Origin of the sequence: Streptomyces sp. GQFP (genome assembly GCF_021545335.1) — a bacterium.
Classification (GTDB): Bacteria; Actinomycetota; Actinomycetes; order Streptomycetales; family Streptomycetaceae; genus Streptomyces.
The window spans coordinates 6547313-6568619 of the sequence record NZ_CP089312.1; the positions used below are offsets into that span (position 1 = coordinate 6547313).

Genomic DNA, 21307 nt, shown 5'->3' on the forward strand with positions numbered 1-21307 from the left:
TTCGGTCCGGATACGGTCCGGATACGGGGCGAATACCGGGCGGCTACGGGGGAGAGGGCTGGTGTCGGTGGGTTCTTGGCGGTTGTACGCGGCCGTCGCGGCGGGGGGTTTCCGACGGTATGCCACCTATCGTGCGGCCACGCTCGCGGGGGTGTTCACCAACACCGTCTTCGGCGTGATCCTGGCCTATACCTACATCGCCCTGTGGGACGAGCGGCCGCACCTCGGCGGATACGACCAGTCCCAGGCCCTGACCTATGTGTGGCTGGGGCAGGCGCTGCTGATGACGATGTGCGTGATGGGTACGGGCTTCGAGGAGGAGCTGATCGAGCGTATCCGTACGGGTGACATCGCGATCGACCTCTACCGGCCGGCCGACCTCCAGCTGTGGTGGCTGGCCCAGGACATGGGCCGGGCCCTGTTCCACCTCCTGGGCCGTGGTGTGGTGCCGGTCGCGTTCGGCGCGTGGGCCTTCGATCTGACGTTCCCGGCGTCCGCGCTGACCTGGCTGGAGTTCCTGGTCGCGGTCTGGTTCGGCATGCTGGTCAGCTACTCGTTCCGGTTTCTGCTGGCGCTGGCCGCGTTCTGGCTCCTCGACGGTGCGGGCATCATCCAGATGGCCTGGCTCGCGGGGGTCTTCTGCTCGGGCATGGTGCTCCCGCTGAACGTCATCCCGGGGCTGCTGGGCGAGGTGATCCGGGCCCTGCCCTGGGCGGCGCTGATCCAGGCGCCCGCGGACATCCTGCTGGGGGAGGCGGACGCGCTGAGCACGTACGCCTTCCAGGCCGGGTGGGCGGTGGCGCTGCTGGCGGCGGGGCGACTGCTGCAGGCGGCGGCTACTCGGCGGGTGGTGGTCCAGGGTGGGTGACAGGGGTGACGGGGGTGTCGTCGGCGCGGTGAAGACCGGGGTGCGGGGCGACCGGTGGGCCGACGGTGACTGGGACGACGGTGACTGGGACGACGGGCCGCTGAGCCGTACCGCCCGGGTGCGCGACAGTGTCCGGGCGTACCGGATGATCGCCGCGATGTGGATCCGGTCCACGATGGCCTACCGGGCCTCCTTCGCGATGACCACGTTCGGCAACTTCGCGGCGACCGGCCTCGACTTCCTGACGATCGTGCTGATGTTCTCCCAGATCGACAGTCTCGGCGGCTACTCGCTGCCCGAGATCGCGTTCCTGTACGGGCTGTCGTCGATCGCGTTCGGGATCGCCGACCTCGTCGTCGGGTCGATGGACCGGCTGGGGCGCCGGGTCCGCGACGGCACCCTGGACACGCTGCTCGTCCGGCCGGCGCCGTTGCTCGCGCAGGTCGCCGCGGACCGGTTCGCGCTGCGCCGCCTGGGCCGGATCACCCAGGGTCTGATGGTCCTCGGCTATGCCCTGCTCGCCCTCGACGACGTCCACTGGACGACGCTCAAGGTGCTGCTTGTGCCGGTGACGATGATCAGCGGCGGGGCGATCTTCTGCGCGGTGTTCGTCGGGGGCGCGGCCTTCCAGTTCGTGGCGCGGGACGCCTCCGAGGTGCAGAACGCGTTCACGTACGGCGGCGCCACGCTGTTGCAGTACCCGCCGGGCCTCTTCGCGCAGGACCTGGTGCGCGGGGTGACGTTCGTCTTCCCGCTGGCCTTCGTCAACTGGCTGCCCGCGCTGTACGTGCTGGGCCGCCCCTATCCGCTCGATCTGCCGGAGTGGGTGGCGTTCCTGCCACCGCTGGTGGCGGCGGGCTGCTGCGCGCTCGCGGGGCTGGCCTGGCGGGCGGGAGTTCGTTCGTACCGGAGCACGGGGAGTTAGGGCACGTGGAGTCCTTGGAGTCTTTTGAGTCCTTCATCGAGCTGGCCGGCGTCGAGAAGGTGTTCGACGTGCGGAAGAGGACCGGGTTCCTGCGGAGTGAGCGGCGGGAGGTGCGGGCGGTCGACTCGATCTCGTTCCGGGTGGCGAGAGGGGAGATGGTCGGCTACATCGGCCCGAACGGCGCCGGAAAGTCGACGACCATCAAGATGCTGACGGGCATTCTCACCCCCAGCGCCGGCCGGCTCCGAGTGGCGGGCATCGACCCGTCCCGGGAACGCACCCGTCTCGCACGACGCATAGGTGTGGTGTTCGGACAGCGGACAACACTCTGGTGGGACCTCCCACTGATCGACTCGTACCGCCTGATGCACCGCATGTACAGGATTCCCGATGAGCGCTACAGGTCGAACCTCGACCGCTGCGTCGAACTCCTCGAACTGGCCGACCTGTTGGACGTCCCCGTCCGTCAACTCTCCCTGGGGCAACGGATGCGGGGCGACATCGCGGCGGCGCTGCTGCACGACCCCGAGGTGCTGTACCTCGACGAGCCGACGATCGGCCTGGACGTGATCTCGAAGGCGAGGGTCCGCGAGTTCCTCCGCGACCTGAACACCGAACGAGGCACGACGGTCCTGCTGACGACGCACGACCTCCAGGACATCGAGCAGTTGTGCTCGCGGGTGATGGTCATCGACCACGGCCGTCTGATGTACGACGGCCCGCTGACCGGCCTGCACGAGGTGGGCGACAGCGAGCGGACCCTGGTCGTGGACCTGGAGCGAGAGCTGCCGCCGATCGAGGTGCCGTCGGCACGGGTCGTACGGGTGGAGGGCCCGCGCCAGTGGCTGGCGTTCCCGGCGTCGGAGTCGGCGGCTCCGCTGGTCGCGCGGATCGCGGCGGAGTATCCGCTGGTGGACCTGTCGGTACGGGAGCCTGACATCGAGGCGGTGATCGCCAAGATGTACGCCGACCGGGCGTCGGGCACCTTGGCATAGTGCCGGGGGCGGCCACCTCGTAGGCTGCTTGCATGACGGACGACCTTCCGGAGCTGCGCGCCTCCGACGCCGATCGTGAACGAGTCGCCGAGGTACTGAGGGACGCCCTCGCGGAGGGCCGGCTGGACATGGCCGAGTTCGAGGAACGGCTGGACGCGACCTACCAGGCCCGTACGTACGGCGAGTTGACGCCGATCACGCGTGACCTGCCCGACCCCGCGGTGAACATGGTCAAGCGACCTACGGGAAGCGGAGGTTGGCCTGACCGGATCGTCGGGGGCGAGGGTTCTTCGCGGTGGGGTGTCGCGATCATGGGCGGGTTTCAGCGCAGGGGGCGCTGGACGATGCCCCGGCGGTTCAACACGTTCGTGTTCTGGGGCGGTGGGGAGATCGATCTTCGGGACGCGAACTTCGCGGACCGTGAGGTGGTCGTCAACTGCGCGGTGATCATGGGCGGCATGGGCGTGATCGTGCCGCCGGGCGTCGAGGTCGTCGTGCGGGGCATCGGCATCATGGGGGGCTTCGACCACGGCCAGGAGGGCGTCCTGGGCGACCCCGGCGGCCCCCGCGTGATCATCCAGGGGTTCGCCTTCTGGGGCGGCGTGGGAGTGACCCGAAAGCTCACAAAGGCGGAACGCCAACGCCTGAAGGAGGAACGCCGCCAGGAGAAGCTGGAGCGGCGGGAGGGGCGGGGGGAGCTGGGCGGCTCTGACTCCGGGTTCCACCACGGCATGCACGACTTGCACAGGCGGAACGAGGACTGAGCCGGCGGCTGGTGCTGGGGGTGGGACGCGCAGCCCGGCGCTAACGGGGTGCCGCTGCGCCCACCCGTGCCGCCCCTAGCGGCACGCATGCCCGCAGCTAGGCGGGTTGGGCGGGAGCCGCGTGCGAGCTGGCTGCGCGGCTCGCCGCTGCGAACCCCGGCCAGCTGGGGCGCCCCTTCAGGGGCGCGAGGAACTGCGCGAGCAACCCCCACCGACTGGCAGCCGAACAGCAAGGGACGGGCGGGCTTTAGGGGCGCGAGGAACTGCGCGACGAGCCCCCACCGGCTGGCAGCCGAACGGATCGGGACGGGCGGGTTTTCAGGGGCGCGGGGAACTGCGCGACCAGCCCCCACGCACCCGCACCCGCACCCGCACACGCACCCGCACCCTCCCTCACAGCTCCGCCGGTGCCGCCCCCCTCAAATCCTCCAAGTCGAACACCTCTCCCATCCGCGCATACCCCCGATCACTCGGATGCAAGTGGTCCCCGGAGTCGTACTCCGGGCGGAAGCGGCGCGGGTCGTACGGATCGCGGAGCGCCTTGTCGAAGTCCGCGTACGCGTCGTACACACGCCCCGCCCGGATCTGCGCGTTCACGGACTGGCGCAATGCCTCCGTGGTCGCCGAGTAGCCGCGGAAGCCCCCGAACGGCATCAGCGTCGCGCCCACCACCTTCAGGCCCCGCCCATGCGCCTCGGCCACCAGTGCGCGCAGGCCCGCCACGATCGAGGACGCGCTCAGGGTCTTCGGGTCGCGGGCGCGCAGGATGTCGTTGACGCCCAGGTCGATGACGACGACCTTGACGTTCGTACGGCCGAGGACGTCCCGGCCGAACCGTGTCAGCCCGCTGGCGTTGGGCGCCGGCGTGCCGACGCCGCCGTGCCGCAGGACGCGGTTTCCGCCGATGCCCTGGTTGACGACGCTGTAGTGAGGCAGGTCAGAGCCGGACTCCGCCGCCGAGTGGAGGCGGTCGGCCAGGACGTCCGGCCACCTGCTGTTCGTGCCCACGCTGGACGTGCTGCCCGCGGTGAGCGAGTCGCCGAGGACGACGACCGTCCCGTCGGCCTGGTTGCTGAGGACGTCCACGGCGGTGACGTACCGCCAGGCCTCGATCTGTTCCGTGTATGCCGTGCTGGTCGGGTCCTCGGTGTGGTCGCCCACCGCCGCGTACGAGATCTGCCGGGCGCGCGGGTGGTAGGTGACCGGGCCGGACGGGACCGCCGAGTACGTCGTCACCAGGATGTCCGTGTCGCGCGGGACGCTCACCCGTACCGCGTCCGAGACGATCTGGCGGCCGGCCGGGATCGTCACCGAGGGGCTGCCGCCGAAGGTCAGCCGGCGCATCGTCGCGGCGTCGGCCGCCGCGCTGTTCTCGGCGGCGGCGACGGCTATGGAGGCGTGGGCGATGGTCAGGGGCTGCTTGCCGTACAGGTTGGAGAGCGTGACGCGGGCGCTCGTACCGCCTGCCGCCGTGTGGACGACGTTGCGCAGGGAGCGGCCGGCCAGGCCCTTCGCCTGGGTGCCCGGTTCGCCGTCGACCGGGGACGCGGCCCAGGTGCCGACCCACGCACCGGTGGACGCGGGGGCGACGGCGTTGCCCGAGTCGCCGCGGGCGCGGCTGACGGCCTTCGTGTGCCGGCTGCCGTCGTCGAGGGTCGCCCCTGCGTAGATGGCGGCGGAAACGGCCACGACGAGCGTGACCATCGCGGCGAGCAGGCCATAACCGTGGCGCCTGGTCATGGGATGCGTGACTCCTCGTACGGCGGGGAGCCATGGGCTCCGGTGGGCTGAGCCCATGATGCGGGATGGGCCTGTGCGAGCCCGCCGAATCATGCGGTCGGACTCCCTCCGGATATACGTGGGGAACTCCTGTTCCGTTCCGGGAGTAGGTCAGGAAGGGACAATGTGTGAGGGATCACGGAGAAGGATCACTGAACGGTGGAGCGAGTGGAACGGACCAGAACTGAAACCGGGGACGGTGTGGACGGTACGGGCGGCCGTGCCGTCCCGGGGCGTGCCATGACCTCCTTCGGTTCCGCCGACGAGGAGCGCATGCGTGGCGTGCGCCGGATGAAGCTCACCGCGGTCGGGCTGCTGCTCTTCGTCGCTGTCGTCTACGTCCTCGCCAAGTGGGCCGGCGACCAGGGCGCCGGTGCCTGGACGGGTTACGTCGCCGCGGCGGCCGAGGCCGGCATGGTCGGTGCGCTGGCCGACTGGTTCGCGGTCACCGCCCTCTTCCGCCGGCCCCTCGGCCTGCCCATCCCGCACACCGCGATCATCCCCACCAAGAAGGACCAACTCGGTGTCTCGCTCGGGGAGTTCGTCGGCGAGAACTTCCTCTCCCAGGACGTCGTACGGCAGCGGCTGCGCGCCGTAGGCATCGGCAGCCGCCTCGGCGCCTGGCTCGCCGAGCCGGAACACGCGGACCGTGTCACCGCCGAACTCTCGGCCGCCCTGCGCGGCGCGCTCACCGTCCTCCGCGACTCCGATGTCCAGGCGGTCGTCGGCGAGGCCATCACCCGGCGGGCCGACGCCCAGGAGATCGCGCCCGGCATAGGGAAGATGCTGGAGAGGGTCGTCGCCGACGGCGGCCACAAGCGGGTCGTCGACCTGGTCTGCGTACGCGCCCACGACTGGCTCGTGATGCACGAGGCGGAGGTCATGGTCGCGGTGGCGGGCGGGGCGCCGGGCTGGACGCCGAGGTTCGTCGACAAGAAGGTCGGCGAGCGCGTCTACAAGGAGCTGCTGCGCTTCGTCACCGAGATGCGCGACGCGCCCGCCCACCCGGCGCGCGGCGCCCTCGACCGCTTCCTCAACGACTTCGCCTCCGACCTCCAGTCCGACACCGACACCCGCGCGCGTGTCGAGCGGCTGAAGACCGAGGTCCTGGGGCGCGGCGAGGTCCAGGACCTGATCGCGTCCGCCTGGACGGCCGTACGCTCGATGATCGTCTCGGCGGCGGAGGACGAGCGCAGCGAGCTGCGGCTGCGCGTACGGGCGTCGCTGCTGTCGCTGGGGTCGCGGATGTCGGTCGACGCCGGGCTGCAGAACAAGGTGGACGGCTGGGTCGAGGGCGCGGCGGTGTACGTCGTGACGACCTACCAGGGCGAGATCACCTCCCTGATCACGGACACGGTCGCGGGCTGGGACGCCGAGCACACGACGAAGAAGATCGAGGCGCACATCGGCCGCGACCTGCAGTTCATCCGCATCAACGGCACGGTGGTCGGCTCGCTGGCCGGCCTGCTCATCTACACGCTCTCGCGGGCGGTAGGGGTGTGACGGCGGCAACCAGGTACAGCGAGCGACTAGGTACGCGCACCTGAGTATCCGTACTCTGTCGGACCGCTCCCGAGCAGGGAACCCTCGTACGTATGACCGAGATGACTGGTACTGGCACTACCGGGAAGCTGCTCCGGCCGCTGGGAGCGCGTCCCTGGGCCGAGCGCTGGCTGACGCGCGCACTCGGCGTCGTCGTCGCTTCGGCGGCGTACGTCCTCTGCGTCCCCTGGGACCTGCGCAACCGCGTCGAGAGCGCGGGCTCGACCCAGGAGACGACCCCGGTGACGGGCGTCGGGGTGGTCGCCCTGGGCGTCGTACTCCTCCTCCTGGCCGCCTACTTCGGCTACCGAGACAGCCGAGGCTGGCCCCTGCTCCTGGTGGCGGTCCCCCCGGCGGCCCTCATGTACGTCTCCCTCCGCACCCACCCCGGCCCACCCGACGGCTTCGCCAACGCCTGGCCCCTGACCTGGGCCTTCTTCACCCTGGTAATCGCGGCGGGCGTACTGGTGGCGGCGGGAGTGGGCCGGGCGTTCCGGGTGGAGGAGGAGTCGCTGGAGGGTTTGGTGTCGGCGGTGAGTTCCCAGCAGGGCTTGCGGTGATCCCCTAGGGGCGCGGGGAACTGCGCGACAAGCCCCCACCGGGCCCGCAGCCGAAGCACCGGACCTACGCCCCTGTAGTGGACCCTGGGCGCACAATCATCAACACCGTCACCGTCGCCCACAACAGATTGAAAACCCCGGTGAACATGGCGAGTTGAACAGTCGCAGCCCGATCCGCCCCACCCTCGACAAGCGACTCCTGCCGAGGCAGCACCAGCACCACCAACACGATCGCCGCAGCCACCGTCAACGCCATGGACACGATCAGCCACGCATCCCCCATCACCCCCATACTGCTGGCCGTCGCGATCCCGAACACAGGCACCGCGATGCCAACTCCCGCGTACACCCGGCAGATCCGATGCAGCAGCCGCACCGTCTCCAGCGCCCGCGGATCATCGGGCGCCGCAAGCGCCTTCCGCGCGCTGGGCGGAAACATGCTGGCCGCGACGGTCACGGGACCGACTGCGACGATCGCGGCAAGGACATGGACGGCGAGGAGAAACTTGGTCACGGGGTGACGCTAGGCGCGGGGGAGGGGCACGCAGAAGTGGCGGTTCTGCCAGGGGTCAACGGATTCTCGCCAGGGCCGTTGTCTACGCTCTCCCCATGCATACCGTCGCCGTGCTCGCCCTCGAAGGTGTCATCCCGTTCGACCTCTCCGCGCCGATCGACGCCTTCGGCTGGGCCCGGCTGCCGGACGGGCGTGAGGCGTACCGCGTACGGGTCTGCTCGGTGACGGCGGGCGACGAGGTGAGCGCGGGGCCGTTCAGCGTCCGGGCCCCGTACGGGCTCGACGTACTCGCGGACGCCGACACGATCATCCTGCCGGGCACCGCCGACCCGACCCTGCCGTTGCCGCCGGGCGTCGCGGAGGCGCTGTGCGCGGCGGCGGCCAAGGGGACGAGGATCGCCTCGATCTGCGTCGGCGCGTTCCTCTTCGCGGCGACCGGCCTGCTGGACGGGCTGCGCGCGACCACGCACTGGATCGCCGCCCAGGATCTCGCGGCCATGTACCCGAAGGTGACCGTCGACCCGAACGTCCTGTACGTCGACAACGGCCGGTTCCTCACCTCGGCGGGCGCGGCGGCGGCCATGGACATGTGCCTGCACATGATCCGCAACGACCACGGCTCGGCGGTCGCCGCACAGGCGGCCCGGATGTGCGTGATGCCCCTCGAACGGGAGGGCGGCCAGGCCCAGTTCATCGTCCAGGCCCAGCCGCCGGCCCCGGCGGGCGCGACGATGGAACCGGTGCTGCGCTGGCTGGAGGAGCAGGCGGACCGCGACGACCTGACACTGGCCGACATCGCGGCCCAGGCCGGCATGAGCACCCGTACCCTCAACCGCCGCTTCCGCGAACAGACCGGCACGACACCCCTGCAGTGGCTGCACCGGGCGCGCGTAAGGCGGGCCCAACACCTCCTGGAGACGACGACCCACCCGGTCGAACGCATCGCCACCCAAACGGGTTTCGGCTCCCCGACGGCGTTCAGGGACCGCTTCAAGAGGGTGGTAGGAACAAGCCCGCACGCATACAGAAGGGCATTCCAGACAGCAGCGCCCTGAAGGGGCGGGCCGCAGGCCCCGCCTTCAGGGGCGCGGGGAACTGCGCGACCAGCCCCAACGGCGCAGCAGCGACCCAACAACCCCTAAACGGCGCCCCTACCGCCGGTCGGCAACCACCCAGGACGCAAGCGCGACAACCCCCGCAACCCCGAACACAGCAGGCCAGGCCCCCACCTTCTTGGCCAAGGGGTGCGACCCCGCAAACGCACCGACGTACGCCACGGTCAACGCCCCCGCAGCAGCCACCCCCGCCTGCTCCCGCCACTGCTGAGCGGCGACGGTCCCGGCGACGGCCAGCACAGCCCCGCCAAGCTGCCGGTTCCTGCTCCAGCGAGCGACGCCGTACCCGCCGACAAGCCCGCCGGCGGCCACAAGCGCCGTAGGAACCTTCGTCGTCTTCGCCATGGTGGGCCTGCCTCCCGCGCGGTCGGTCATGTCGTACGGGGCGAGGCTAACCCGTGATCCTGGGTGCCTCGTCCGGCGGGGTGGCGGCGGCCCGGCGGGCGGTCGACTCGGCCTCGTACCCGGCGCCGACGGCGAGCGCGACCCCGGCCAGCGCGAACCCGAGCGCGCCCGGATTGACGTACCCCGGCACGCGGTCGGAGACGTAACTCCCGCCGCCACGCGTCTCGCAGACGAACCGGAGGGGGACGTACCCGATGGTGTAGTCGACCGCCTCGACACCCTTCGCAGGAGTCGTACGACAGGGCCGTACCGGCGCCGAGTCCGCCCCGCCGTCCTCCGCCTCCAGCACCGCGCCGAAGACGTGCAGCAGCCCCCAGCAGTACAGTGCGAGCGCGAGGGCGCCGGACAGCAGCGCGAGCCCACGGAGCAGGGAACCGCGATCCAGGTTCAGGAAAAGCAAGGCGGTCCCGTCCGAGTGCTCTGATTGTGCTGATCGACTATGCCTGGGCTGAGGAAGATCGACGGTACAACCTCGGCGTACGAGGACCACGAGCTGTCCGCATACCGGGAGGGCCCGGGGCCACGACGAGAGCACACGCCGTCAGGATCAGTCCGGCGGTACGACGGTGACGACCACGTTCCCGATCTTCTGGCCGGTCTCGACGTAGCGGTAGGCGTCGGCGATCCGCTCCAGCGGGTACCGCCGGTCGATGACGGGCCGGAACTCCCCGGTCTCCATCAGCCCCCGGAGGAACCGCACCATCTCCTGACCCTCCACAGGGAAGGGGAACACCACCTTCCGCCCCCGGAACAGCGGCGTGACGAGCGGCAGGAGGATGTTCTGCCCGCCGGGACCCAACTCCGAGGACGAATACACCCCGTTGGGCTTCAGCAGCCGCCTGCAGCGCCCGAACGTACTCTTGCCGACGGCGTCGAGCACCGCGTCGTAGCGCTGCTCGTCCCGGGTGAAGTCCTGGGCGGTGCGGTCGACGACGCGGTCCGCGCCGAGCCCCTTCACCAGCTCCAGATGCGCCGTGTCGCACACCGCGGTCACGGTCGCCCCGCGCTGCTTCAGCAACTGCACCGCCGCCGAGCCGATACCGCCGGTCGCGCCGTACACGAGGACGTCGTGCCCGGCCCCGAGGCCCGACCTCCTGACGAACGCCAGCGCGTAGTGCGCGCCCTCGGTGCCGGGAGCGGCCTCCTCGAAGGTCATGCCGTCCGGCATGGTCGCGATGGCCGCGTCGTGCGGAACGGACACGTACTCGGCGTGGGTGCCGAACGGCCCCTCGTTGTACCCGAACACGCGGTCACCGACGGAGAAGGCCGAGACACCGCCGCCGACCGCTTCCACCACGCCCGCGTACTCGGTTCCGAGCACGGTGAGCCGTGGCCGGGTGAGCCCGGTGAACGCGCGCATGAAGAAGGGCCGGGCGGCGCGGTAGGCGCAGTCGGTGCGGTTGACGGTCGTCGCGTGCACCCTCACCAGGACGTCCCCGTCCCCGACCGCCGGTTTGTCCGTCTCGACGATCCGGACGACGTCCGGGGGCCCGTACCGACTGCGCACCGCTGCCTTCATGCCCTTGAGGACGTGGGAAGGGGCCCGGCAGTTGCGACGGACCGGACCGGCGACCGGTACACGTCGAATAGTCGAATACACGTCGAGTACACGTCGAAGCCGTGGCTCACCTGCCGAACGGTGTGGGTGCGGCACGTGTCTGCTGCGGCGCACGGCAGTACTCTGCGCGAATGTCAAACACGCGCACGTACGGCGGCTACCGGACCGGCGGCCTGTGGGTCGCGGTCGGGATCTCGTTCGGTGCGGTGGTGGTCGGCTCGGCGCTGGCGTTGTTCGGCATGCTGGAGTTCGACGAGCAGTGCGCGCAGGGGTTGGTGACGGGCCCGGGCGAGCTGGGGGACATCCGGTACCAGGCCTTTCCCCCGGCCACGATCTGCGAGTTCGAGCACGGGGACGTGACGTCCATCGGGGGAGGGTTCGTCCTCGGCGGGCTGCTCTGGATCGGCATGCTGGTCCTGCTCGTGTGTCTGTTCGCCGCCCTGATCGCGGAGTGGTTCGAGCCGGAGCTGGGCGGCCCGTTCGTGGAGCCGGTCTCCAGGGCCGCGAAGCTGCGCCGTACAGCGGTGGCGTTCTTCGTGACCGGCTCGGCGTTCCTGATGTTCTACGCGCTGGCCGGTTGGCAGCTGCTCGCGGGCCCCTCGTCGGCCTGCGCGGCGGGTGCGGACTGGGGAACCAACCCGCCGACGACCCTGGAGTACAGCTTCCTTCCCCCGCAGGCGACCTGCCGGTTCACCAGCGGTACGACGCGGCAGCTGAATCCGGACTGGGTGGCTTACCTGGCAACGGAGTTGGCCGTGCCGGCGCTGATCGCCGGGGTGGGGTTCGGGCTCGCGTGGTGGCGTCGGCGGGAGGAGAGGCGGGCGATCCGGCAGCGGGACGCGGCCATTTCGTAGTGCGCCGAGACAGACCGTTTCGTAGTGCGCCGGAGGCATAGTCGCTACGCTCCACGCGGGGGCAACACAGTTGCGGAGTGGGGGAGTTGATGATGTTCCCGAGACCCGTGTGGCAGTGCTGCGGAGCGTTGTTCGGAGTCGGTTTGTTATTGGCCGGCTGTTCAGGTTCGGGAGGGGGCGACGCCGCCGGGGCCAAGGGCTCGACGGGCTCGACCACGAGCGCCGGCACCCGCTCCAGCCCGACTTCGAGCCCCGGTCCAAGCTCCACCCCGAACCCGAGTGCCACCTCCAGCTCCTCGGTCTTCTCCTTCGCTCCCGACCCCGCCCGCCTGCCGAAGACCCGCGCACAGGCCGTACGCCTGGCCCGCGCCGTCGCGGCGGAGCCCGTCAACTGGGGTCCCGGCTACGTGAAGCGCGACCCGTACGAGACCGACCCCGGCTACTGGCCCGTCCTCGACGCGAACTGCGTCTGGCAGCGTGACTCGCTGCCCCCGACGGTGCTCGCCTCGCTCACCCGCTACAGCGAACTGCCCGCACAGGACGGCAAGGGCCCGATCCGGGGCACCGCCGTCGTCACCGTGCACCGAACCGTGACGGACGCCGGCTGGGAGATGGCCGGGACCCTCGAAGAGGCACTGCGCTGCCCCGACCAGCAGCTCCGCCAGGGCGAGCGGATCACCGGACTGCTCTCCCAGGGCGCGGCGTTCGGCCTGATGGGCAACCTCACCTCCGAGGACTTCCTCTCGGAGAGCGGCGAGTACCACAGCGACGAACTCGGCGGCCCCCACTACTACTACTGGTCCCAGAGCCGACTGGGCCAGGTCACCGTCGCCGTCGTCGGCCGGGGCGCCAAGGGCAGGACCGAGGCAGAGGTCAGTACCGCCATGAGCCAGGCGATCACCCAGATGCTGAGCGACGTCGAGACCGAACTGGGGGCGGCCGAATGAGCGAGCGTCTGCTCCCCACCGACCCCTCCTCGATCGGCGGCCACCGGCTCCTCGCCCGCCTCGGCGCGGGCGGCATGGGCGTCGTCTACCTCGGCCGTACGGAGGCAGGGTCACTGTCCGCCGTCAAGGTCATCCAGGCCGAGTACGCCGACGAGCCGGACTTCCGCGCCCGCTTCCGCCGCGAGGTCGAGGCCGCCCGCCGGGTGACCAGCCCCTGGGCGGTCCCGGTCACCGGCGCCGACCCGGACGCTGCGGAACCCTGGCTGGCCACCGCCTTCGTGCCAGGCCCCTCGCTCGGGGAGGCGGTCCAACGTCATGGTCCGCTGCCCGCCCGGAGCGTACGGATCCTGGGCCGGATGCTCGCGATGGCGCTCCGCGAGGTGCACGCGGCCGGGCTCGTCCACCGTGACGTCAAGCCCGCCAACGTCCTGCTCGCCGTGGACGGTCCGCGCCTGATCGACTTCGGCATCGCCCGCGCGACCGACGAGACCGCGATCACCTCCCCCGACCTGGTCGTCGGCACGCCCGGCTTCCTCTCCCCCGAGCAGGCCGAGGCACGCGGCGCCGAGGTGGGCCCACCGAGCGACGTCTTCTCGCTGGGCTGTCTGCTCGCGTACGCGGCGACCGGCCGCCCGCCCTTCGGCACCGGCACGGTGGACGCCCTGCGCTACCGCACGGTCCACGACGAACCCGACCTGGCCGGCATCGGATCCGACGGCGACGGCGACGGCGACGCGGAGAGCGGTGACACGGACAGCGGTGACACGGACAGCGGCGAACTGCTGACGCTGCTGCACATGTGCCTCGCGAAGGACCCCGCGGACCGTCCGACGGCCGCGCAGATCTGCACGGTGCTGCTGGTCGAGGACACCGTCCCCGACGGCGGCCGGACCGACTGGCTGCCCGACGACGTCGTACGGGGAATCGCGGACCGCTCGGCCGAGATGCTGGCGCTGCCCGACATCGAGCCGACCGTCGCCGACGCGGCACAGGAAGCGGAGCCGGCGTCGCCAGGCCGGCGTCGGCTGCTCCTGGCCTCCGGCGCGGCGCTGCTCCTGGCGGCGGGCGGCGCCGCGGCCTGGGCCGCACTCCGCGACGAGGACACCCCGTCCGCACCGGCGGCCCGCCGCTGGGCCATCGGGGTGCAGGCGGACCTCAGCGGCGCACAGAAGACATCGGGCCGGGCGCAGGAACAGGGCGCGCGGCTGGCGGTCGAGCAGTTCAACGCCCGCAGGAACAAACCGTTCGAACTCACCCTGAAGACGGTCGACGACGGCGGCAGCGCGGGGCGGGCACCCGCCGCCGCCAGGAAACTGATCCAGGACCCCGACGTACTCGCCGTGCTCGGCCCGACCAACGACGAGAGCGCCCACGCGGTCCTCGGCGCGTACGACGAGGCCCTGCTGCCACTGCTGTCGGTCTCGGCCGGCGGGCTGATCCTGTCGACGACGCAGTACCGGTCCTTCGTGCACTGCCGGCCCAGTGACTCGGCGCTCGCCCTCCCGATCGGCATCTACCTCATGGGGCAGAAGGAGACCGCGCGCCCCGGTGTGCTCCAGGACCGGACCGCGCAGACGTACGCCCAGGAAACCGCCTCGATCAGCGTCATCATGCTGCGCCAGCTGGGCCGGCCCGCCTACCCCCGGGTGGTCCCGGCGGGGACGGACGACCTGGAGCCCGTGGTCGCCGACATGCTGCGGGCCGGGATCGGCTCCTTCATCTACGCCGGCTACGCACAGGGCGCGGCCCAGGTGGCCCGGGAGCTGGCGACCGCAGGCTTCGACAGGCCACGGATCACCTCGCAGGCCGTGATCGACCAGGAGTTCCTCGATCTGGCCGGGGACGCGGCCGAGGGCTGGCTGATGACCTCCTCCTTCATCGACCCCACCGCCGTACCGGCCGCAGCACCCTTCACCACCGCCTTCCGCAAGCGGTACGGCGCCGCGCCCGGCTACTACGCCGCCGAGGCGTACGACACGGTCAACCTGGTCATCCAGGAACTGCTGAAGGCCACGAAGACGACGACGAAGACGACGACGAAGACGACGAAGGCCGGACGCCCGCCGAACCGCCAGGAGTTGGTGGGCCTGCTGCGCAAGAGCCGCTACAAGGGAATCACCAAGGAGTTCTCCTTCGAACCGGAGGACGGCACGTTCGCCGGGTGGGGCATCTTCCTGCACCAGGTCGAGAACGGCCACTTCCGCTTCCTCGGCGACGCCCCCTCCGAGGTGTAAGCAGCGGTGAGCGGGACGCACCCGGACGGCCACGCGGAAGGCAGCGTGGGAGTGCAGGCGCTCAAGCCGGGCGACCCGCCCTTCGTCGGCGGCCACCGCCTCCTTGCCCGGCTCGGCGCGGGCGGTATGGGCGTGGTCTACCTGGCCCGTTCGACGGGCGGGGCGCTGGTCGCGCTGAAGGTGATCCGCGCCGAGTACGCGGCCGACCCCGGCTTCCGGACCCGGTTCCGGCGCGAGGCCGAGGCGGCGACCGGGCTCACCGGGCGGTGGCTGGTCCCGGTCACGGCGGCGGAACCGGAGGCCCACGAGCCCTGGCTGGCGACCGCCTTCGTACCGGGCCCGTCGCTGGCCGAGGCCGTCGAGCTGTACGGGCCCCTGCCGGACCGCACGGTACGCGCCCTGGGCGCCCGGCTGGCCGAGGCGCTCACCGAGGTGCACGCGGCGGGCCTGGTGCACCGGGACGTGAAACCGCACAACGTCCTCCTCGCCCTGGACGGCCCCCGGCTGATCGACTTCGGCATAGCCCGCTCCACCACGGCCACCGCGCTGACCGCGACCGACGTGGTGATCGGCTCGCCCGGCTACCTCTCGCCCGAGCAGGCGCAGGCGCGAGCCGGTGACATGGGCCCGCCGAGCGACGTCTTCTCGCTGGGCTGCGTCCTGGCGTACGCGGCGACCGGCCGCCGCCCGTTCGGCACCGGGACCCCGGCCGCCGTCATCTTCCGTACGGTCCACGAGGAACCGGACCTGGACACGGTGCCCTGGACCCTGGTCCCGCTGCTGACGGGCTGCCTGGCCAAGGACCCGCAGGCCAGACCCACGGCACGGGAGGTACGGGAGGCCCTGACCGACGAGGCCGGGTCCGCGAACGACGAGGCCGGGGTCGGGGCCGGGGGAGACTGGCTGCCGCCCTCGCTGCCCCGGCTGATCGCCCGACGCTCGGCCGCCGTCCTGGCCCTCCCCGACCCCGTCCCGACCACCCTCGTACAGTCGCCGGACCGGCCCTCCCCCTCCCGGCGCCGACTGCTGACCCTGGGCTCGGCCGCAGCGGTGACCCTGACCGGCGGCGGCCTCGCGGCCTGGGCCGCCTCCAGGCCGACGGCGGGCAGCGGGAGCGGGACAACGGGCTCAGGACCACTGCCGGTGTACGTCATCGGCGTGCACGCGGACCTGTCGGGACCGGACAAGACGATCGGCCGGGCGCAGGAGCGGGGCGTACGGCTGGCAGTGGAGGAGTTCAACTCCCGCTCCCGTTCCGGCAGTTCCGGCAGTTCCGGTTCCTCCGGTGGCCGCGCCTTCGAGCTGGCCCTGAAGGTCCTCGACGACGCGGGGGAGGCGAAGCGGGCCGCGGAGGTGGCCGCGAAGTTCATCGCGGACGACGACGTGTACGCCGTCATCGGCCCGACCGGCAACACCTCGACCGAGGCATCCGTCACCCGCTACGACAAGGCCCTGCTGCCCCTGGTGACCGTCTCCGCAGGCCTGGACCCGTACGCCAGCACCCGCGCGTTCTTCCAGCTCAGACCGGACGAGAACACACTGTCCACGCCCTTCATCCACTACCTCACCCACAGCGAGAAGAGCACCAGGACGGCCCTCATAGACGACCAGGAGGCAAGCCGCATCAGCTGGCAGATCGTCAAGACCCTGACCGCGTACCCGCCCTCCGACGCGACGACCACCACCCATGTCGTCCCCGCGGACAGCGAGGACTTCGACACGGCCGCCGCCGCCGTGCTCGCCGCCGAGGCGGACGCGGTGGTCTACGGCGGCACCTCCCCGCACCGGGCCGCCCTGTGCGCCCGCGCGCTGGCACAGGCCGGATTCCGGGGCACCCGCATGGCCCCGGAACCGGTCCTGGAACCCGCGTTCCTCAAGGAGGCGGGCGCGGCGGCCGAGGGCTGGCTGATCAGCGCGACCTACGTAGACCCGGCCGAACTGCCCGCCGCAACCCGCTTCGTGACGGCGTATCAGAAACGCTTCGGGGTGCGCGCGGTCGAGCACTTCGCGGTGGAGGCGTACGACGCGCTGCTCTTCGTAGCCCAGGGGCTGGGCGGACTCGGCGCTGTCGAGGTCGAGCGGGGCGCCATGGTGCGCAGGCTCCGCGCGTCCAGCTACAAGGGGCTGGCCAAGACCATCGCGTTCGATGCGGGGACCGGACAGTTCCTCCTGGTCAACGGCCTCTTCCTGCACCGGGTGGAGAACGGGGCGCCGCGGTTTTTGGGGCGGTACGACCAGTTGGGGAAGACGTGAGCGACTCGTTCACCAGGGGGCGGGAAGGTTCATGAACGCGCGCTCCAGGAACGGGAGTTGCTTCCGCTGCTGAGGCGGCGCGCGCTCCCCAGGTTGCGGTGACTGGACTCCGCCACCGCGACGACACGACGCCCTCTACTGCCACGAAACCCACGCCCCCACGCCTGACCAGCGGAAATTCAACTGTCACGTCCGGAAAGGCAACAGCTTCTCAATGCCAATGTGGACGATCAGTGAAGCAAGCGTTGGCAAACGGCTCCGATGCGACCGGATGAATCTCGTCGAGCCTGGAGAACCGCCGATCACGAGATAATCGCAAGTGGTCACATGACGTACCAAACAGCGCCGGTCGGTTCGCAATGGTGAGGGGCAAGCTGGTGAAGGACGACTCAGGCGCCACACCGCGACGCCGGGCGCAGAAGATGCGTCAGGGACGTGTCGGGGCGTCCGGACGGCAGCACCCACGCCTCTCTCCACGGGCGGTTCGTTCCGCGAGGTCCGCACAGGAAGCAGCACCGGTCACAGCCGGCCCGGGCTCCCCGGACAACGGCGGTGGTGAAGAGTTCAGGCGCGGTGACAGATACCGATACGCCCTTCTGGCCGTCTGCATGCTGGCGTTCGTACGAGTCGCCCTGTCGATGGCCACCAAGGAGATCCAGGGCGAAGCACTCCTGCCCCTCCCGACATGGGAGTGGGACATCGCCGCTCTCACACCGCTGCTGGTACTGATCCGATATCGGGACTCGGCTCTGCGGTCGAGGGTTACGCAGCTGGAATCTCACCTGAGAATCTTCAGCGGCTTCTACCTCTTCTACGCACTGCCCTTCGCCGCACTCGACGGCCGCTGGCAGCTGTGGCCGGCCGTGGCCTTCAGCGTCACCGTCTACGCAGGTATCTGGTACTCGAACAGGCGGGCCCGCACCCGTGGCTGAACCCACGTCCCCGCCCACCGGCTACCGCCTCCTCCTGCCGTCGGACTGGGTACAGATCCCGCTCCGCAAGGGCGACGCGGAACAGGCCGTACGGGAGATCGTCGCTTCCGCCTTCGCCCGCGTACCGGCCGATGTACCGCGCGACAGACTGACGCCTCTGCGGCTGGAGTTGGAGCGCGGACTTCTCGCGGCCGTCGCCGACGCGCGCAAGGCCAAGGCGCTGGAGCTGTACCTGCCCATGCGATTGTCGGGCGAGGTGAACCTCGGCGCGTCGATCGTCGTGTCCGAGGCACTGCTGCCGTCCCGCTCCGGGCCCAGCGGGGCGCCTGCACCGGTGTCCGATCCGGCCGAGGTCGCTGTGCAGTTGATCTCCGGTGGCGGCGGCACCGACCTGGATCTGAGCAGCGGCGAAGTGGACGGTGCTCTCGCTGTGCGCCGCGAGCGCGTCGTCCCCGCGGATCCTGAGCGCGGTGTCGAGCTGGCCAGCCGCAGGGTGGACTACCTGGTGTCCGTGCCCAGCGACACAAGCCGCTGGTTCGCGGCAGCCTTCTCCACCATCGGCGCCGGGGACCCGAAGGACGACCTGGCCAACGCGCTCGTCGAGTGGTTCGACGCGCTGATGACGACGTTCACGTGGAGCTGGACATGACTGAGCCCCTGGTCGAGCTGGAGCACGAGTTCAGCCTCGACATCGACTACGACCCGAGTCGATGGCTGGAGATTCCTCCGCGCTGGGACACCGAGGAGTGGCAGGACATCGGCGTCTGGGCGCGTTCGTGCGCCGAGCTGTTCTGGCGGTCGTACGGACGGGATCCAGGAGACTCAGGTATCGCCTTCCTCACGGGGGTGCTGCGGCGCTTCGCGGAAGCCTTCGCGCCGGAGCCCTTCGATACGCGAGTGCTGCTGCGCATGTGGGAACCGACGAGCATGCCTCTCCAGGTCTTCGGCATGGTCAAACCCGCGCAAGGTGACCGCGAGGAGACGCTGCGCTTCCTCGTCGGAGCGGAGGACCCGGACGCTGTCGAGCCCCCGGTCGTCGAGTCCTTCCGCACGGACCATCTCGGGGAGGGGCTGCGGGCATTCCGCTATCTACGGCAGGACGACACCCCCGAAGTGCTCGCCGCACTCCGCTACGCCTGGCGCGACGAGGAAGTCGGCGCCGACGTGGTGCTGTGGACCGCCACCAACGACACCGCACAGATGATCCGGGCCGCCCAGGACATCGAAGAGCTGGCGCACAAGGTGAGCGTGGCGGTCTGGAATCTCGAACCGGACGACGAGGAATCGCCGGATACGAAGTCGTAGAAGCACCCGTAGGGCTTTCTCGGGCTTCTGTGGAGAGGAGCAGCTCGCCCGCGCTCCAGCGACGTATCTGCTCCAGCAGGACGCCGGACGGGGGCCGTCGGCCATACTCTGTGGCGGCAGCTTCGGGGAGGGCATGGCTTTGCAGCACAGCGGTGGGATTGCACGAGCGGTCAAGCGAGCAGCGGTCGTTGTCGTTGCCGCTGTCCTGATGAGCGGTTGTTCATCGGACGATCCGGCGCAGGCCAAGGAGTGGCAACGGGATTACTGCACCAAGCTGGGGTCCTGGCAGGACGCGGTGCACGCCACGACAACCAGCGAGGCAGACGCCGATGCCGGTGACGGACAGAGTGTTCAGTCGCCCGATTTCGACAACGTCGAACCGGCAGGGCATGCGGTCATCGATGCCTCGAAAAGGCTTGACCGGGCAGGCTTGGAGCACGGTGGCACCGACATCCTGGATGACACCGTCAACGCGGTTGGCGGCGACATCGGGGCTGAGGGTCGTGCGGTGTCCTACTGCGACAGCTCAGGCTTCGAGACCTTGGTCAGTTCGGCTGGTTAGTGCTGTGAGGGCATCGATTCGCCGGGTCTTCAGGCCGCGGTGGCGAGGGGGCGTCCGCCCCAGCGGATGCCTTCTCGCTGCTGATACGGGTGCGTTCCTTGCTTTGTTCGGCGGCCAGGACATCGCGGTGGCGGTGTCGGCGTTGCGCCAGTAAGGGCTGCCTGAAGGAACTGGACCTGGCCTACCGGGTCGTCACGCTCGTCGCCGGGGACACCGGTTTCTCCGCGCAGTTCACATACGACCTGGAGGTCTGGCTGCCCAGCCACGGCACCTACCGCGAGATCTCCTCGGTCTCCGACTTCGGCACCTTCCAGAGCCGCCGTGCCGGCATCCGCACCCGTGACGAGCACGGCAGGCCCACCCCGGCCGCCACGGTCAACGGCTCCGGCCTGCCCATCGGCCGCCGTACTCGAACAGCATCAGCAGGCCGACGGGTCTGTCCTGCTGCCCGATCTTCTCGTCAAGTACCTTGGGTTCCGGCGGATTTTGGCGGACGGCACGCCCTCGGAGGCGTAAGTCTGCGACTTTGCCAACGGTCACACTTTCCCCCGGCGGATACGGAGGGATCGACGACGAGTCGTCAACCAACGTTCCAGAAGGCCAGCGCCTTCTCGATCAACTCCTTGGCGTCGTCTCCGTAATAGGCGGCGTCACTGAGGAGGCCGAATGCCTTGTTGTGGAGGGCGAGTTCGGCAGGGTCGGTGATGTCCACGCCGGTGGAGACGAGCTCGTAGTGGGCTCGGCTGTCGTCGTACATGTTGAAGCCGTGCGTGGGGACCATGCCGACGTCGGCGGTAGCGGGAAGGACGCCGAGGGTGAGGGAGGGAAGGTCGATCTCACGGAGCAGGCGTTCGAGTTGCCCGCGCATCACCTCGGGCCCACCGACGTTCGTGTACAGGGCCTGTTCGCCGAGGATCACGTCGTACCGATGCTCACCGTCGTACAGCACCTGCTGACGCTCCATCCGCTTGGCCACGCCCGCCGGCACATCGTCGGGGATGTCGAGGAAGGCGACGACCTTACGGAGGATCACGGTCGCGTAGGCCTCGGTCTGGAGGGTGCCCCAGATCATGGCGGGGACGTAGGCCTTGCCGTGCCGAGTCTGTTGGTAGAGGCGGACGACCTCGCTCTGGACGCTTGCCGTGCCGGTGGACAGACGTTGCTGCCAAGGGACCGAACTGGTCACCGTGTTCCC

General features: G+C 70.3%; 21 protein-coding genes and 1 pseudogene. 16 read left to right on the forward strand and 6 right to left on the reverse strand.

Going from position 1 to position 21307, the window contains the following annotated elements; all coding sequences use genetic code 11:
• Window positions 1-61: 61 nt before the first annotated feature.
• From LUX31_RS29435 to LUX31_RS29450, 4 genes are all read left to right on the forward strand, one after another.
• On the forward strand, window positions 62-868 hold the full coding sequence (locus LUX31_RS29435) for an ABC transporter permease (RefSeq protein WP_235478328.1): 807 nt from the start codon (window positions 62-64) through the stop codon (window positions 866-868).
• 100 nt (window positions 869-968) lie between these two features.
• The gene (locus LUX31_RS29440) at window positions 969-1793 is read left to right on the forward strand and encodes an ABC transporter permease (protein ID WP_235480102.1); all 825 of its coding nucleotides are present in this window, start codon (window positions 969-971) and stop codon (window positions 1791-1793) included.
• A gap of 14 nt (window positions 1794-1807) precedes the next feature.
• Window positions 1808-2788, forward strand: coding sequence for an ABC transporter ATP-binding protein (locus LUX31_RS29445; RefSeq protein WP_235478329.1), 981 nt, complete (start codon window positions 1808-1810; stop codon window positions 2786-2788).
• 32 nt (window positions 2789-2820) lie between these two features.
• Entirely contained in the window at window positions 2821-3552 is a 732-nt protein-coding gene (locus tag LUX31_RS29450; RefSeq protein ID WP_235478330.1) for a DUF1707 SHOCT-like domain-containing protein, read from the forward strand.
• 393 nt (window positions 3553-3945) lie between these two features.
• Here the strand turns inward: LUX31_RS29450 and LUX31_RS29455 are convergent, their stop codons facing one another.
• Window positions 3946-5292, reverse strand: coding sequence for an SGNH/GDSL hydrolase family protein (locus tag LUX31_RS29455; protein WP_235478331.1), 1347 nt, complete (start codon window positions 5290-5292; stop codon window positions 3946-3948).
• A 279-nt stretch (window positions 5293-5571) separates the two neighbouring features.
• Between LUX31_RS29455 and LUX31_RS29460 the strand changes: the two genes are divergently transcribed.
• Window positions 5572-6834 (forward strand): DUF445 domain-containing protein, encoded by a 1263-nt coding sequence (locus tag LUX31_RS29460; protein WP_443046010.1) that lies wholly within the window; start codon window positions 5572-5574, stop codon window positions 6832-6834.
• Between the two features lie 92 nt (window positions 6835-6926).
• Window positions 6927-7433 carry a hypothetical protein gene (locus tag LUX31_RS29465; protein ID WP_235478332.1) on the forward strand — a complete coding sequence of 169 codons (507 nt, stop codon included), beginning with the start codon at window positions 6927-6929 and terminating at the stop codon, window positions 7431-7433.
• 64 nt (window positions 7434-7497) lie between these two features.
• Here LUX31_RS29465 and LUX31_RS29470 read toward each other — a convergent pair whose 3' ends face one another.
• On the reverse strand, window positions 7498-7947 hold the full coding sequence (locus LUX31_RS29470; RefSeq protein ID WP_235478333.1) for a hypothetical protein: 450 nt from the start codon (window positions 7945-7947) through the stop codon (window positions 7498-7500).
• A 95-nt stretch (window positions 7948-8042) separates the two neighbouring features.
• Between LUX31_RS29470 and LUX31_RS29475 the strand changes: the two genes are divergently transcribed.
• Window positions 8043-9002 (forward strand): GlxA family transcriptional regulator, encoded by a 960-nt coding sequence (locus LUX31_RS29475; RefSeq protein WP_235478334.1) that lies wholly within the window; start codon window positions 8043-8045, stop codon window positions 9000-9002.
• 96 nt (window positions 9003-9098) lie between these two features.
• On the opposite strand, the gene LUX31_RS29480 is transcribed toward LUX31_RS29475, so the two are convergent.
• From LUX31_RS29480 to LUX31_RS29490, 3 genes are all read right to left on the reverse strand, one after another.
• Entirely contained in the window at window positions 9099-9407 is a 309-nt protein-coding gene (locus LUX31_RS29480) for a hypothetical protein (RefSeq protein WP_235478335.1), read from the reverse strand.
• A gap of 46 nt (window positions 9408-9453) precedes the next feature.
• On the reverse strand, window positions 9454-9867 hold the full coding sequence (locus LUX31_RS29485; RefSeq protein WP_235478336.1) for a hypothetical protein: 414 nt from the start codon (window positions 9865-9867) through the stop codon (window positions 9454-9456).
• A gap of 147 nt (window positions 9868-10014) precedes the next feature.
• Entirely contained in the window at window positions 10015-10986 is a 972-nt protein-coding gene (locus LUX31_RS29490; RefSeq protein WP_235478337.1) for an NAD(P)-dependent alcohol dehydrogenase, read from the reverse strand.
• Between the two features lie 170 nt (window positions 10987-11156).
• Here LUX31_RS29490 and LUX31_RS29495 point away from each other — a divergent pair, with 170 nt between their 5' ends.
• The 9 genes and pseudogenes from LUX31_RS29495 to LUX31_RS29535 form a co-directional block, all read left to right on the forward strand.
• Entirely contained in the window at window positions 11157-11879 is a 723-nt protein-coding gene (locus LUX31_RS29495; protein ID WP_235478338.1) for a hypothetical protein, read from the forward strand.
• 149 nt (window positions 11880-12028) lie between these two features.
• On the forward strand, window positions 12029-12826 hold the full coding sequence (locus LUX31_RS29500; RefSeq protein ID WP_235478339.1) for a hypothetical protein: 798 nt from the start codon (window positions 12029-12031) through the stop codon (window positions 12824-12826).
• Entirely contained in the window at window positions 12823-15060 is a 2238-nt protein-coding gene (locus LUX31_RS29505) for a bifunctional serine/threonine-protein kinase/ABC transporter substrate-binding protein (protein ID WP_235478340.1), read from the forward strand. Before LUX31_RS29500 ends, LUX31_RS29505 begins: the two co-directional genes overlap by 4 nt.
• Before the next feature lie 51 nt (window positions 15061-15111).
• Window positions 15112-17313: a bifunctional serine/threonine-protein kinase/ABC transporter substrate-binding protein gene (locus LUX31_RS29510; RefSeq protein WP_235480104.1), complete on the forward strand. Its 2202-nt coding sequence runs from the start codon at window positions 15112-15114 to the stop codon at window positions 17311-17313.
• Between the two features lie 608 nt (window positions 17314-17921).
• On the forward strand, window positions 17922-18245 hold the full coding sequence (locus LUX31_RS29515) for a hypothetical protein (protein ID WP_235478341.1): 324 nt from the start codon (window positions 17922-17924) through the stop codon (window positions 18243-18245).
• Window positions 18238-18894, forward strand: a complete 657-nt coding sequence (locus LUX31_RS29520; RefSeq protein ID WP_235478342.1) for a hypothetical protein — start codon at window positions 18238-18240, stop codon at window positions 18892-18894. Before LUX31_RS29515 ends, LUX31_RS29520 begins: the two co-directional genes overlap by 8 nt.
• Window positions 18891-19550: a hypothetical protein gene (locus LUX31_RS29525; protein ID WP_235478343.1), complete on the forward strand. Its 660-nt coding sequence runs from the start codon at window positions 18891-18893 to the stop codon at window positions 19548-19550. The genes LUX31_RS29520 and LUX31_RS29525 overlap by 4 nt, the downstream gene beginning before the upstream one ends.
• 133 nt (window positions 19551-19683) lie before the next feature.
• Window positions 19684-20112 (forward strand): hypothetical protein, encoded by a 429-nt coding sequence (locus tag LUX31_RS29530; protein ID WP_235478344.1) that lies wholly within the window; start codon window positions 19684-19686, stop codon window positions 20110-20112.
• Between the two features lie 149 nt (window positions 20113-20261).
• Window positions 20262-20628: pseudogene (locus tag LUX31_RS29535) on the forward strand (aminoacyl--tRNA ligase-related protein); the annotation flags it as partial.
• A 64-nt stretch (window positions 20629-20692) separates the two neighbouring features.
• Here the strand turns inward: LUX31_RS29535 and LUX31_RS29540 are convergent.
• Complete coding sequence (locus LUX31_RS29540) at window positions 20693-21298, reverse strand: DUF5753 domain-containing protein (protein ID WP_235478345.1); 606 nt, start codon at window positions 21296-21298, stop codon at window positions 20693-20695.
• Window positions 21299-21307: the final 9 nt, after the last annotated feature.